This window comes from Pantoea allii (assembly GCF_046529425.1).
GTDB classification, from domain to species: domain Bacteria; phylum Pseudomonadota; class Gammaproteobacteria; order Enterobacterales; family Enterobacteriaceae; genus Pantoea; species Pantoea allii.
On record NZ_CP125958.1, the window covers coordinates 4,557,025 to 4,569,620 of the forward strand.

At 54.3% G+C, this 12,596-nt stretch carries 12 protein-coding genes; 2 read left to right on the forward strand and 10 right to left on the reverse strand.

Annotated features, from left to right (window positions below):
• Nucleotides 1-16: 16 nt before the first annotated feature.
• Together glyS and glyQ are read right to left on the reverse strand one after the other, a co-directional pair.
• On the reverse strand, nucleotides 17-2,086 hold the full coding sequence (glyS, locus tag QNH99_RS21305; RefSeq protein ID WP_063877837.1) for a glycine--tRNA ligase subunit beta: 2,070 nt from the start codon (nucleotides 2,084-2,086) through the stop codon (nucleotides 17-19).
• 9 nt (nucleotides 2,087-2,095) lie between these two features.
• Nucleotides 2,096-3,007: a glycine--tRNA ligase subunit alpha gene (gene glyQ, locus QNH99_RS21310; protein ID WP_031375581.1), complete on the reverse strand. Its 912-nt coding sequence runs from the start codon at nucleotides 3,005-3,007 to the stop codon at nucleotides 2,096-2,098.
• A gap of 281 nt (nucleotides 3,008-3,288) precedes the next feature.
• Between glyQ and QNH99_RS21315 the strand changes: the two genes are divergently transcribed.
• The gene (locus tag QNH99_RS21315; RefSeq protein ID WP_410517168.1) at nucleotides 3,289-4,284 is read left to right on the forward strand and encodes an acyltransferase; all 996 of its coding nucleotides are present in this window, start codon (nucleotides 3,289-3,291) and stop codon (nucleotides 4,282-4,284) included.
• A 3-nt stretch (nucleotides 4,285-4,287) separates the two neighbouring features.
• Here the strand turns inward: QNH99_RS21315 and yieH are convergent, their stop codons facing one another.
• Complete coding sequence (gene yieH, locus QNH99_RS21320; protein WP_241568119.1) at nucleotides 4,288-4,950, reverse strand: 6-phosphogluconate phosphatase; 663 nt, start codon at nucleotides 4,948-4,950, stop codon at nucleotides 4,288-4,290.
• A gap of 149 nt (nucleotides 4,951-5,099) precedes the next feature.
• Between yieH and QNH99_RS21325 the strand changes: the two genes are divergently transcribed.
• Complete coding sequence (locus tag QNH99_RS21325) at nucleotides 5,100-6,413, forward strand: NCS2 family permease (RefSeq protein ID WP_145394564.1); 1,314 nt, start codon at nucleotides 5,100-5,102, stop codon at nucleotides 6,411-6,413.
• A 45-nt stretch (nucleotides 6,414-6,458) separates the two neighbouring features.
• Here QNH99_RS21325 and QNH99_RS21330 read toward each other — a convergent pair whose 3' ends face one another.
• The 7 genes from QNH99_RS21330 to rpmH form a co-directional block, all read right to left on the reverse strand.
• Nucleotides 6,459-7,202: a 4'-phosphopantetheinyl transferase family protein gene (locus QNH99_RS21330; RefSeq protein WP_109717961.1), complete on the reverse strand. Its 744-nt coding sequence runs from the start codon at nucleotides 7,200-7,202 to the stop codon at nucleotides 6,459-6,461.
• 183 nt (nucleotides 7,203-7,385) lie between these two features.
• Nucleotides 7,386-7,976 carry a malonic semialdehyde reductase gene (locus tag QNH99_RS21335; RefSeq protein ID WP_109717927.1) on the reverse strand — a complete coding sequence of 197 codons (591 nt, stop codon included), beginning with the start codon at nucleotides 7,974-7,976 and terminating at the stop codon, nucleotides 7,386-7,388.
• A gap of 241 nt (nucleotides 7,977-8,217) precedes the next feature.
• Entirely contained in the window at nucleotides 8,218-9,582 is a 1,365-nt protein-coding gene (mnmE, locus tag QNH99_RS21340) for a tRNA uridine-5-carboxymethylaminomethyl(34) synthesis GTPase MnmE (RefSeq protein WP_096012580.1), read from the reverse strand.
• Between the two features lie 89 nt (nucleotides 9,583-9,671).
• Entirely contained in the window at nucleotides 9,672-11,318 is a 1,647-nt protein-coding gene (gene yidC, locus QNH99_RS21345; protein WP_063877831.1) for a membrane protein insertase YidC, read from the reverse strand.
• Between the two features lie 2 nt (nucleotides 11,319-11,320).
• Nucleotides 11,321-11,578 carry a membrane protein insertion efficiency factor YidD gene (gene yidD / locus QNH99_RS21350; protein ID WP_006121380.1) on the reverse strand — a complete coding sequence of 86 codons (258 nt, stop codon included), beginning with the start codon at nucleotides 11,576-11,578 and terminating at the stop codon, nucleotides 11,321-11,323.
• Nucleotides 11,542-11,901 carry a ribonuclease P protein component gene (rnpA, locus tag QNH99_RS21355; RefSeq protein ID WP_013023999.1) on the reverse strand — a complete coding sequence of 120 codons (360 nt, stop codon included), beginning with the start codon at nucleotides 11,899-11,901 and terminating at the stop codon, nucleotides 11,542-11,544. The genes yidD and rnpA overlap by 37 nt, the downstream gene beginning before the upstream one ends.
• Before the next feature lie 14 nt (nucleotides 11,902-11,915).
• Nucleotides 11,916-12,056: a 50S ribosomal protein L34 gene (gene rpmH / locus QNH99_RS21360; RefSeq protein ID WP_003849659.1), complete on the reverse strand. Its 141-nt coding sequence runs from the start codon at nucleotides 12,054-12,056 to the stop codon at nucleotides 11,916-11,918.
• Nucleotides 12,057-12,596: the final 540 nt, after the last annotated feature.

Sequence of the window (12,596 nt, forward strand, 5' to 3'; positions counted from 1 at the left end):
AGCGCTTCTGCATGGGTTACTGCAGCAGTGAAATATCGGCGACCTGCAGGAACAGTTCGCGCAGTTTCGACAGCAGCGTCAGACGATTAATCCGCACCGCCTGGTCTTCTGCATTCACCATGACTTTGTCAAAGAAGTTATCTACCGCTTCACGCAGTTGGGCCAGCTCAATTAACGCATCCTGATAGCGACCTTCTGCAAAGTAAGGCTGCAGTTTGCTGCTCAGGGCGGTAACAAAGGTGGCCAGCTGGATTTCTTCGTTCTCTTTCAACAATGACGCCTGCACGCTGTCATTCAGCGGTTCGGTCGATTTCGCCAGAATATTAGAGACGCGCTTGTTGGCAGCGGCCAGTGCGGCAGCCTCATCCAGCGTACGGAAGTGTGATACCGCCTTCATGCGTGCATCAAAGTCTGCCGGACGGGTCGGACGACGTGCCAGTACCGCCTGCAATGTATCAATGCTGTGACCTTCTTCCTGATACCAGGTGCGGAAGCGCCCCAGCATGAAGTCGATGACGTCATTAACCGCATTGGCATTGCTCAGCTTGCTGCCATACAGGCGTACGGCTTCTTCCGTCAGCGTTTGCAGATCGAGCGGCAGATTTTTCTCTACAATAATGCGCAGTACGCCAAGGGCGGCACGACGCAGTGCAAAGGGATCTTTATCGCCTTTAGGATGTTGACCAATGCCGAAAATACCGGCCAGGGTGTCCATCTTATCGGCGATCGCCAGAGCGCAGGCTACCGGGCTGGAGGGCAAATCATCCCCCGCAAATCGCGGCTGATACTGCTCGTTCAGCGCCACGGCAACATCTTCGGCTTCGCCGTCATGACGCGCATAGTGCATGCCCATCACGCCTTGCGTGTCGGTAAACTCAAACACCATGTTGGTCATCAGGTCACACTTCGACAGCAAGCCTGCGCGCGTCGCGTGGTTCACATCCGCCCCCATCTGCGCCGCAACCCAGCCTGCCAGAGCCTGAATGCGGTCAGTTTTGTCACGCAGCGAACCCAGCTCTTTCTGGAACAGCACGGTGTCGAGGCGTGGCAGATGATCTTCAAGGCGTTTTTTGCGGTCGGTATTAAAGAAAAATTCGGCATCCGCCAGACGCGGGCGAACAACCTTTTCATTACCTGAAATGATCTGCTGCGGATCGCTGGACTCAATGTTGGTCACAAAAATGAAGTTCGGCAGCAGGTTGCCAGCGGCGTCATAAACCGGGAAGTATTTCTGATCGCCCTTCATGGTGTAAACCAGCGCTTCAGAAGGCACTTTGAGGAATTTTTCCTCAAAGGTGGCAGTTAATACAACCGGCCATTCCACCAGCGACGTTACCTCTTCCAGCAGGCTGTCACTCAGGTCGGCTACGCCGCCTAAACGACGTGCCGCGGCTTCCGCATCGGCTTTGATCATGGCTTTGCGGACCTGATAGTCGGCAATCACCTGGCCGCGCTTTTCAAGCACATCCGGATACTGATCGGCGTTCTCGAGCGTGATTTCACTTTCGCCCATAAAGCGATGACCACGAATAACGCGGTCTGACTGAATGCCCAGAATCGTACCGGGGATCAGTTCATCACCGAGCAGCATGGTAACGGTGTGCACCGGACGCACAAACTGCACGTCGCTGTTACCCCAGCGCATCAGTTTAGGCACAGGCAGTTTGCTCAGGGCCGTGGCAATCATTCCCGGCAGTAATGCCTGAGCGGCCTCACCTTTAACCTGGGCACGATAAACCAGCCATTCGCCTTTATCGGTGCTCAGGCGTTCAGCCTGATCAACCGTAATGCCATTACCGCGCGCCCAGCCTTCTGCGGCTTTCGTCGCGTTGCCGTCTGCATCAAACGCTGCGGCTACTGCAGGCCCGCGCTTTTCAACTTCACGGTCAGGTTGGGCGGCACTCAGATTCGCGATTTTCAGCGCCAGGCGGCGCGGCGCGGCGAACCAGAGCACCTCGCCATGGTTCAGATTGGCCGCATCCAGCTCGGCCGTAACCTGCGCCGCAAAGGCTTCCGCCAGGCTACGTAATGCTTTCGGTGGCAGCTCTTCGGTGCCGATTTCCACCAGGAACGTTTTCTCAGTCATGGCTGCCTCTTACTTTTTGTTATTGCACATCGGGAAGCCCAGCGCTTCACGAGAAGCGTAATAGGCTTCAGCCACGGCTTTGGTCAGGGTGCGAATACGCAGAATGTAGCGCTGACGTTCAGTCACCGAGATCGCTTTACGCGCGTCCAGCAGGTTAAAGCTGTGCGCGGCTTTCAGGATGCGCTCGTAAGCAGGCAGTGGCAGCGGTTTTTCCAGCGCCAGCAAATGCTGCGCTTCTTTCTCATACTGTTCAAAACAGGTGAAGAGAAAATCCACATCGGCGTATTCGAAGTTGTAAGTAGACTGCTCGACTTCGTTCTGGTGGAACACGTCGCCGTAGGTCGTTTTGCCTAGCGGACCGTCGCTCCAGACCAGATCATAAACGCTGTCAACGCCTTGAATGTACATGGCAAGGCGCTCGAGACCATATGTGATCTCGCCGGTCACCGGTTTGCACTCCAGGCCGCCGACCTGCTGGAAATAGGTAAACTGCGTCACTTCCATGCCGTTCAGCCACACTTCCCAGCCGAGTCCCCAGGCGCCCAGTGTCGGGTTTTCCCAGTTGTCTTCGACAAAGCGAATATCGTGCACAGTCGGATCCATACCCAACTCTTTCAGCGACCCAAGGTACAGCTCCTGAATGTTGTCTGGCGAGGGCTTGATGATCACCTGAAACTGGTAATAGTGCTGTAAGCGATTCGGGTTTTCGCCGTAGCGACCGTCGGTAGGACGGCGGGACGGCTGCACATAGGCAGCGGCAATCGGCTCCGGGCCAAGTGCACGCAGGCAGGTCATTGGGTGTGAAGTACCAGCGCCCACTTCCATGTCCAGTGGCTGAACAATGGTGCAGCCCTGGCGCGCCCAGTAATCTTGCAATGTCAGGATCAGGCCCTGAAAGGTCTTGGTATCAAACTTTTGCATGATGAGTTCGCACGCGGTTCGGCTAGATAAAAAAAGAGTGCGACAGTATACCCTTTGACCGCGCGATGTGCAGCCGGAAATCCTGCCGTGCAGCCCCGAACGTAGATTTTAGGACGCCGTTCGGCACCAAAGCGCCGCTGAACGGCGAAATTAACCTGTGCCGTTTGGCTTTTTTCATGCGATCTTGCGCACAGAGGGTTCTGAATCCCTGTCAACGCGCTTGTTGACTGCGACGCGACTGGCTACGCTTTGCACCGGGACGCACTGCGCCAGAGGAAACCATGTCGCAAAAGATTTACTGGATAGATAATTTGCGGGCGATTGCCTGCCTGATGGTCATCGTCATCCACACTACCACCTGGTATCTGGCCGGGCCGATGGCGATAAAAGGTCACTGGTGGGACGTTGCCAACCTGTTCAACTCGACGTCGCGCATCTGTGTGCCGCTGTTTTTTATGATTTCCGGCTACCTGTTCTTTGGGGAGCGCAGTGCGCAGCCACGTCATTTATGGCGGCTTGTGGGGTGCCTGCTGTTTTACAGTGCCGTCTCGCTGGTCTATATCAGCCTGCTGACGCCCATCGGTGAAGGACGCTCGATTTTAAAAATGCTGCAGAAGCCGGTGTTTTACCATCTGTGGTTTTTCTTCGCGCTGATCGGCATTTACCTGCTGTCGCCACTGATTCAGGTAAAAAGCGTACGACCGCGCTACGTCGCGTTGCTGGTGTTGGTTTTGGTGGTGCTGGCGAATCCCAATACCATGGATCAGTCATGGGGACGATTCCACTGGTTGCCGATTAACCTGTATATGAGCGGAGACAGTATTTACTACCTGCTCTACGCGCTGTTAGGCCGGGCTATCGGAACCATGGAAACAGACAGGCACGGCGTGACTGCGCTCGCGGCGGTGGCTTTCCTGGCCTGCGTGACCGGCATTATGCTTGGCACCAAACGGGCGCTAATCGTCAACGGCGCGTTTAACGACACCTGGTATCTCTACTGCGGACCGCTGGTTTTTATTGCGGCTATCAGCGCCCTGCTGGTGTTCAAAAATGCCTTTAATCAACGAACCTTGCCCGGTTTAGCGACGATTTCACGTTACTCGCTGCCCATTTACGGTTTTCACGCGCTGTTTATTCATTTCATCCGCACCAATCACTATGACGATATGACGCGGCCCTGGCTGGATCTGCCTGCCGTGTTCACAGTCACCCTGGCAGGCAGTTTACTCCTGGCGATGATACTCAGTCGGATAGACAGACGGCACTGGGTGACCTGAGGGCTATGTTGTCAGATTCCAACCCCGGGCGCGCCATAGCCCGGGCAACGCGGCCATATCCGTAAACACCGTGACCAGTGGATGATCAAGCGCCGGGTTATGTGCATCGGCACAGTAATAGAACACCGGCATGCCGGCGGCGATACCGGCCTGCGCGCCCGCTTCAGAGTCATCCACCAAAATACAGCGTTCAACAGGGACCTGCATGTGCCGGGCGGCGTGAAACATGAGTTCTGGCTCGGGTTTCCAGTGGCCAATGTCGTAACCGCTGTAAAGATGATCGGCAAAATAGTGCAGCATGCCGGTCAAGCCCAGCGAGTGCTGCATCTTCTTGACCGTGCCGTTGGATACCACACACACCGGCACCTTCATCTGCTCCACCAGCGCCTTCGCCCCGGCGATCGGCTTCAGTTCAAGATCAAATAATCGCGCCACTTCGCTGCGGTAGGCAGGTTCAACCTCCTCCAGCGGTAAGGTTATCCGGTGCGATTCCGCGACATCGCGGATAATGTCATACAGTTTTACCCCTTTATACTTTTCAAACATCTCCTGCAGGGAGAGCGTAATACCGTAACGGGCAAACGTGGTGACATAAGCGCGGGTGCACAGTACTTCACTGTCGACCAGGGTACCATCGCAATCGAAAAAGACGCATTCTGCTGACATCTGACTCAATCCTTTTATGTGGGTGCCCTTACACTTTAACGTAACCCTGTCGAATTGCGATAATGGCAATCGGTTGCGAAAAATCATTGTATTGCAGGGGCAAAATCGCCAGGATACGCGCCGGTGAAATTTTCTTCTGGATAAATGGCATGAACAAACACGGCCTTTTTCAGCGCGTATTTAAGTTGCAGGAACATGGTACAACGGTTCGTACCGAGGTCATCGCAGGCATTACCACGTTTTTGACCATGGTCTACATCGTCTTTGTTAACCCACAGATTTTGGGTGTCGCAGGCATGAATACCCAGGCGGTGTTTGTGACCACCTGTCTGATTGCCGCGTTCGGTAGCATTCTGATGGGCCTGTTCGCTAACCTGCCGGTGGCGCTGGCACCCGCGATGGGCCTCAATGCCTTTTTTGCTTTCGTCGTCGTGGGGGCCATGGGCTACTCATGGCAGGTAGGAATGGGCGCAATCTTTTGGGGGGCGCTGGGACTGTTGATCCTGACGCTGCTGCGCGTCCGCTACTGGATGATCGCCAACATTCCGCTCAGCCTGCGCGTCGGCATCACCGCTGGCATTGGGTTATTTATTGCGATGATGGGGCTAAAAAACGCCGGCATCATTGTGGCGAACCCGGATACGCTGGTCACTGTGGGTAATCTCAGCTCACATCATGTCCTGCTGGGCGCATTGGGTTTCTTTATTATCGCTATTCTGGCGTCACGCAATATTCACGCCGCCGTGCTGATTTCGATGATCGTCACCACGGCGATTGGCTGGATGCTGGGCGACGTTAAGTTTGTTGGCGTATTCTCTGCGCCCCCTTCCATCACCTCAGTGGTCGGTCAGGTCGATATTACAGGTGCATTTAATGTTGGCATGGCCGGCATTATCTTCTCTTTTATGCTGGTCAATCTGTTTGACTCGTCCGGTACGCTCATTGGTGTTACCGATAAAGCCGGACTCGCCGATGAAAAGGGTACTTTTCCGCGGATGAAGCAGGCGCTGTATGTCGACAGTATAAGTTCTGTGACCGGCGCACTGGCGGGCACCTCGTCCGTTACGGCCTATATTGAAAGTACCTCTGGCGTCGCCGTAGGCGGTCGTACCGGCCTGATGGCAGTGGTTACCGGTCTTCTGTTCCTGCTGGTGACGTTTTTGTCGCCGCTGGCGGCCATGGTTCCGGCTTATGCCGCAGCAGGCGCGCTGATCTACGTTGGCGTACTGATGACGGCCAGCCTGTCGCGGGTGAAATGGGACGATCTGACGGAAGCCGTCCCCGCGTTCGTTACGGCAGCAATGATGCCCTTTAGCTTCTCAATCACCGAAGGCATCGCGCTGGGCTTTATTGCTTACTGTGTGATGAAGCTGGGCACGGGGCGCTGGCGTGAAATCAGTCCCTGCGTGGTGATCGTCGCATTACTGTTTGTGCTTAAAATCGCGTTTATCGACGGACACTAAGCGGCGATAAACGACTTTGCGCGTGCTGGCGACTGGTCTCAGCGGTCAGGATAAGGCCAGCGCGCGTCCATTCAGCGTCGTCAGACGTATCATCTGCGTACCGGCATCCGGCTTGTCCAGGGTGATATCACGCAGTTCAGACCACTGGCCGTCGCCGGTTATTTCCCATAAGTGCAAGTGCCGTACCTGAGGTGATAAAGCACAGGACCACACCAGCGTGGGCTCGGCATCACACAGAATTTGCAGATCGGTATGAAGCGTTGAACGCAGGCGTCCGGCGCCGGGTAACAGCTGGAGCGACGTCAGTCCTGTTTCATCTCCCCCCTGGAGTTTCATCACGCTGCGACGTAGCGTCCAAATCTGCGTCACCGCCTCAGGCACGTCTTGCTGGGCATTAATCCAGGTGATTTCTCCCGAACTTAAGCCCTGCATCATCTGCTCCTGCGTCTGACGACTGTGCGCCCGCACGATATCAATCTCCAGCCCAACCTGACTGCGCTCTTCAGCCAGCAGTACGCCAACGGTATTCCCTGCGTAGGCAATATTAAAGTCCGGGAGATCGGGGTCCACGAAGGCCGGGCGGCCGTTATGGCAGTTAACTATCGGAGGAAGATGATGAAGGCCATAAACGCGTTGCATGAGCTGCTTCAATATAATGCGCGCCGCCAGAAAGCGCTCGCGACGTTTATCCGCCACGTGTCGCACGCTGTCGATAACGTCCTGCGTCATTGTCATGTCAACGAGCCGTTGGCCGGGGTTGCCTGCCCAACGAACAAAATGACCAGCCATCTGTCGCTCCATGAGAATGGTCAGATAATCATCAGCAGGATTATAAGCGCTTTCTCTGGCTGCCGCATTCGGCATGCCGTAAACCCTTCGCTTTTCAGAAAAGCATCAGGCTGACACCCGCACGGCAGGCAGCATAAACCGTCAGGGATGGGCGCTACGAAACGACCGTAACGCTCGTGGATATCAGACGAACTGGCACGCCTGCTCAAGGCTCAGACGGGGTAAACGGGGATGAAGCTTATCCGGGATGCCATAACCCAAATTAATTAACAGATTGGCCTGCCAGGTGGTATCGGCAAAAAAGGCCTCGTTCACTTTTAACGGATCAAAACCCGACATCGGCCCGGCATCCAGCCCCAACGCGCGCGCTGCCAGAATAAAATATCCTGCCTGCAGGCTACTGTTACGAAAGGCCGTCTCTTTGACCAAATCCGGTGTGTTGGTAAACCAGTTACGCGCATCGGCATGTTGAAACAGCATCGTCAGGTGCTGATAAAACTCGCTGTCCCAGGCAATAATAACGGTGACCGGGGCGTTCATGGTTTTCTCAAGGTTGCCTGACGCCAGCGCCGGTTTCAGCTTTTCTTTCCCCTCCGCGGAGGTGACAAAAACGAAGCGTCCCGGCGAGCAGTTTGCAGAAGTTGGGGCCAGGGCAACGAGCTGATAGAGTTGCTCCAGCAGGGCCGGGGCCACGGGTTTTTGCTGCCAGTGGTTGTGAGTGCGGGCATGGTAAAAAAGGGTATTCAGCGCGTTATCATCAAGCGATGTAGTCATTATAACTCTCCAGGGAAGACATCCAGTATTCAACCTATACGGTGAGTTCAGGTTTTTGGATGCATTGCGGCCCGTCTTATCGCGTTTTTTGACCGTCAATGCACAGCAAAAAACGCGGGGCAGAGCATCCTTAACAATAATAACCTACGCCACAATAACGAATAAGCAACACATTACGATTTATCCCCTGAGCGGCGGCGTTCTGTTTTTGCCATGCCGCTTACGGGTTACGTGCTGTACATCATTTGCCGATACAGAAGCTCGAGAAAATGCGTCCCAGCAAATCGTCCGAGGTAAATTCACCGGTAATTTCGCTGAGCGCCTGCTGCGCAAGGCGCAACTCCTCTGCCAGCAACTCGCCTGCCCAGGCACCTAAGAGCTGAGATTTGCCCTGTTCCAGATGCGTCGCAGCACGCTCCAGTGCCTGCAGATGACGACGGCGTGCCAGGAAGCCACCTTCCATATTATCGGCAAAGCCCATGGTCTGTTTGAGATGGTCGCGCAATGTGTCCAGGCCTTCGCTGGTTCTGGCAGAAAGCCTGATAAGCGAATGACCATCGACTTCTGTCAGGCCCAGTGTTTCACCGGTGATGTCGGCTTTATTACGCACCACGGTAATCGGCAACTGGGGCGGCAAGCGTGCGACAAAATCTGGCCAGATCTCAGCCGGCTCGGTCGCGTGAGTGGTGGTGCCATCGACCATAAACAGCACTCTGTCGGCCTGTTCGATTTCGTGCCAGGCGCGTTCAATACCAATACGCTCCACTTCATCGCTGGCTTCACGTAACCCGGCGGTATCAATGATATGCAACGGCATACCGTCAATATGAATGTGCTCACGCAGTACATCGCGCGTTGTACCGGCGATATCGGTCACGATGGCCGCCTCACGTCCGGCAAGCGCATTCAGCAGGCTGGATTTTCCGGCATTCGGCCGACCGGCAATGACAACCTTCATGCCTTCGCGCAACAGGCTGCCCTGTTTGGCTTCGGCACGCACAGCATCAAGATCGCTGATGACCGTATTCAACTGCCCTTCGATTTTACCGTCAGACAGAAAATCGATCTCCTCATCGGGGAAATCAATCGCCGCCTCAACATAGATACGCAGATGAGTCAGTGCTTCCACCAGATGATTAATACGGACAGAGAATGCGCCCTGCAGTGAGTTGACCGCCGATCGTGCCGCCTGTTCTGAGCTGGCATCAATCAGATCGGCAATGGCTTCTGCCTGCGCTAAATCGAGTTTGTCGTTCAGAAAGGCACGCTCAGAGAATTCACCCGGTTGGGCAATGCGCAGACCCGGCAGCGCCACAATCCGTTTCAGCAGCAGATCCAGAATCACCGGGCCGCCGTGCCCCTGCAATTCCAGTACGTCTTCCCCGGTGAATGAGTGGGGGCCGGGAAACCATAGCGCGATCCCCTGATCCAGCACGCTGCCGTCACTATCGTTAAACGATAAATAGTCGGCATAACGCGGTTTGGGCAGTTTACCCAATATCTGCTGCGCAACCTCGGCGGCTCGCGGACCGGAAATACGCAAAATGCCAACGCCGCCGCGTCCGGGCGGGGTTGCCTGAGCAACAATGGTATCGCTATGGCTCATAAATTCTCTCTCACTACAAAAAACAAAGGCGGTCGCTTTGACCGCCTGAGCATAACCGTTTTTATCGCGGGAGACCTCCCGCGACGGCTTTACGCTTTCTTCTTGTCGCGGCTGTGTAAGCCACGTTTTTCCAGCCCGCGATAAATCAGCTGCTGCTGGAGGATGGTCACCAGGTTACTGACGATGTAGTACAGCACCAGACCTGACGGGAACCACAGGAAGAACACGGTGAAAATCACAGGCATATACGTCATGATCTTCTGCTGCATCGGATCGGTCACGGTGGTCGGTGACATCTTCTGAATGAAGAACATGGTGATGCCCATCAGAATCGGCAGAATATAGTACGGATCCTGTGCTGACAGATCGTGGATCCATAAAATGAACGGCGCATGACGCAGTTCTACCGAGCCGGACAGCATGTAGTACAAGGCAAGGAAGATAGGCATCTGAATCACCAACGGCAAACAGCCACCCAGCGGATTCACTTTTTCTGCTTTATACAGCGCCATCATTTCCTGGCTCTGCTTCTGCTTATCGTCACCTAAACGCTCACGCATCGCCTGAATCTTCGGCTGCAGCATGCGCATTTTCGCCATCGAGGTGTACTGCGCTTTGGTCAGCGGGTACATGATGCCACGCACGATGAACGTGATGATGATGATGGAGAAGCCCCAGTTACCGATAAAGCTGTGAATGAACTTCAACAGTTTAAACAGCGGCTGAGAGATAAACCATAACCAACCGTAGTCAACCGTCAGGTCAAGGTGAGGCGCAATGGCAGCCATCTTGTCCTGAATTTCCGGGCCAACCCACAGCGTGGCATCCAGCGTCTGTTGTGCACCCGGCGCAACGGTTACCGGCGCGGATTTATAGCCGATGGCGGCAACGCCATTACCCAGATTACTGGTGTAAAGCGTATTCGCGCCCTGGGTGCGCGGCACCCATGCGGTGGCAAAATACTGCTGCAACATCGCTACCCAACCATTGCTGGTATTGGTATTGAGGTTTTCGTTATCCGCGATGGTATCGAACTTAATCTTTTCGTATTTCGATTCGCTGGTGGAGTAAGCCGTACCGCGGAAGGTGTGCAACGCAAAGTTGTTGCTGCCGGTATCACGGTGTTTAGGCAAATCGATGGTTTGCTTTAACTGGCCAAACATCGACAACTCCAGCGGTTGCTGGCTGGTATTGTTGATGTTGTAGTCAACATTAACCGCATAGTCGCCACGCTTGAACACGAATGTCTTGGTATAGACAACGCCGTTTTCAGCGGTGAACGTCATCGGCACACGCAGTTCGCTCTGACCGTCAGCCAGTTCGAAATGGTCCTGGGCGGTGTTATACAGCGGACGCGCACCATTATTAGGATTATCCGGACCATTACGACCCGTTAAGCCACTTTGCGCCTGGTAAACAAACGACGGTGTGGTTTCCAGCAGCTCGAACGGCTTATCAGAACCCAGCTTATCTGGGTAAGTCAGCAGTTGTGCCTGGTCAACATCGCCACCGCGGGTGTTGATAGTTAATGACAGGACATCAGTCTTAACGGTGATCGTTTTACCCTGGCCGCTGGCCGGTACACCCTGGCCTGCAGCATCACCGGCTGCACTGTTTGTGTTCTGCGTGGTCTGGGTCTGCAAAGGCTTCGGAGCATGGTCCGTCTGCCAGGCTTGCCAGATCATGAAAGACACGAACAGAAAAGCGATGAGAAAGAGATTGCGTTGCGAATCCATCGTTAATGTTCTCTGGTATCAAAGGTTTTTGGCGGCACAGGATCGTCACCACCCGGGTTCAAAGGGTGGCATTTTAATACGCGTTTTAAAGTCAACCAACTGCCTTTTATCACGCCAAACCTGCGTAAGGCCTCAATTCCGTATTGAGAGCAGGTCGGATGAAACCGACAGTGTGGCCCCAGTAATGGACTGATGCCGCGTTGATAAACGCGTATCAGGACGATCAGGAACCGCGCGCCAGGCGACAGTGACGACGCCATAATTTCTCCAACGCTTCCGCCAACATACGGTTATCGAGATCGGCAACACCCTTCTTCGCAACCACCACAAAGTCCATCGACGGTAATTCATGCTGACGCAGACGAAAGCTTTCGCGGGTCAATCGCTTGATCCGGTTGCGTTCGTGGGCGCGTTTCACATGTTTTTTCGCGACAGTAAGACCGATGCGGGGATACCCCAGCGCGTTGAGGCGGCCGAGAATAGTAATTTGCGGCGTGCCAGCCCGTTGTGGCTGCTGAAAGACGAAAGTGAAATGAGTGGGAGTTAACAAACGTAACTCCCTGGGAAATGCGAGCTTACCCACCAGGGTTAGCTTTATTACTTAGAAACGGTCAGACGAGAGCGGCCTTTAGCACGACGACGTGCCAGAACCTGACGACCATTTTTAGTTGCCATACGAGCACGGAAGCCGTGTGAACGGTTGCGCTTCAGTACGGACGGTTGAAAAGTGCGTTTCATGGCGATTTCTACCTAAACTTGAAAATTTTCACTGGGTGACGCGTTTCCGGACCAAAAAACAGACCGACGCCTCAATGTGTCTTTAATAAAGAGGCGGGATTGTAATAATTGTACAGTCCCGAGTCAATTTACTTCGCTTGTCGCGGTACCAGAAACCCGGATTACAGCCCGCTGAGTCCGGGCATTGAGCATGACGCGACAACGCCGGGGGAAGAATTATACGGGGTCTGTGTTAAAGCGCAAGGATCGCGCAGGATCTTATTGCGATCAAATGGGCGCGTTAGTAAGCAAAAACGAGAGCTCGTCCGAAAAATTGAATCATTCAGCGCGATCCCAGGTGGTTTTTTCTACCACAAGCGTAAACTTTCTTCCGCGTTCATGTCCTGTGGATAAAAAGGATAAAAACTGTGTAGAAAGGGAAGATCTCTGTCGCGCTTTGCGCTATGATCCGCCCTTCCTCTGACGATCCTCCAATGATTGCAGGATGGAAAACCGCTGATAGCGGTCGCAGGCGCTTTCTTTCGTCTGTGTCAAAAATGA

Bases quoted from the DNA above. Each gene is read 5' to 3' on its own strand.
- glyS (WP_063877837.1), bottom strand. From the start codon at position 2,086: ATGACTGAGAAAACGTTCCTGGTGGAAATCGGCACCGAAGAGCTGCCA.
- glyQ (WP_031375581.1), bottom strand. From the start codon at position 3,007: ATGCAAAAGTTTGATACCAAGACCTTTCAGGGCCTGATCCTGACATTG.
- QNH99_RS21315 (WP_410517168.1), top strand. From the start codon at position 3,289: ATGTCGCAAAAGATTTACTGGATAGATAATTTGCGGGCGATTGCCTGC.
- yieH (WP_241568119.1), bottom strand. From the start codon at position 4,950: ATGTCAGCAGAATGCGTCTTTTTCGATTGCGATGGTACCCTGGTCGAC.
- QNH99_RS21325 (WP_145394564.1), top strand. From the start codon at position 5,100: ATGAACAAACACGGCCTTTTTCAGCGCGTATTTAAGTTGCAGGAACAT.
- QNH99_RS21330 (WP_109717961.1), bottom strand. From the start codon at position 7,202: ATGGCTGGTCATTTTGTTCGTTGGGCAGGCAACCCCGGCCAACGGCTC.
- QNH99_RS21335 (WP_109717927.1), bottom strand. From the start codon at position 7,976: ATGACTACATCGCTTGATGATAACGCGCTGAATACCCTTTTTTACCAT.
- mnmE (WP_096012580.1), bottom strand. From the start codon at position 9,582: ATGAGCCATAGCGATACCATTGTTGCTCAGGCAACCCCGCCCGGACGC.
- yidC (WP_063877831.1), bottom strand. From the start codon at position 11,318: ATGGATTCGCAACGCAATCTCTTTCTCATCGCTTTTCTGTTCGTGTCT.
- yidD (WP_006121380.1), bottom strand. From the start codon at position 11,578: ATGGCGTCGTCACTGTCGCCTGGCGCGCGGTTCCTGATCGTCCTGATA.
- rpmH (WP_003849659.1), bottom strand. From the start codon at position 12,056: ATGAAACGCACTTTTCAACCGTCCGTACTGAAGCGCAACCGTTCACAC.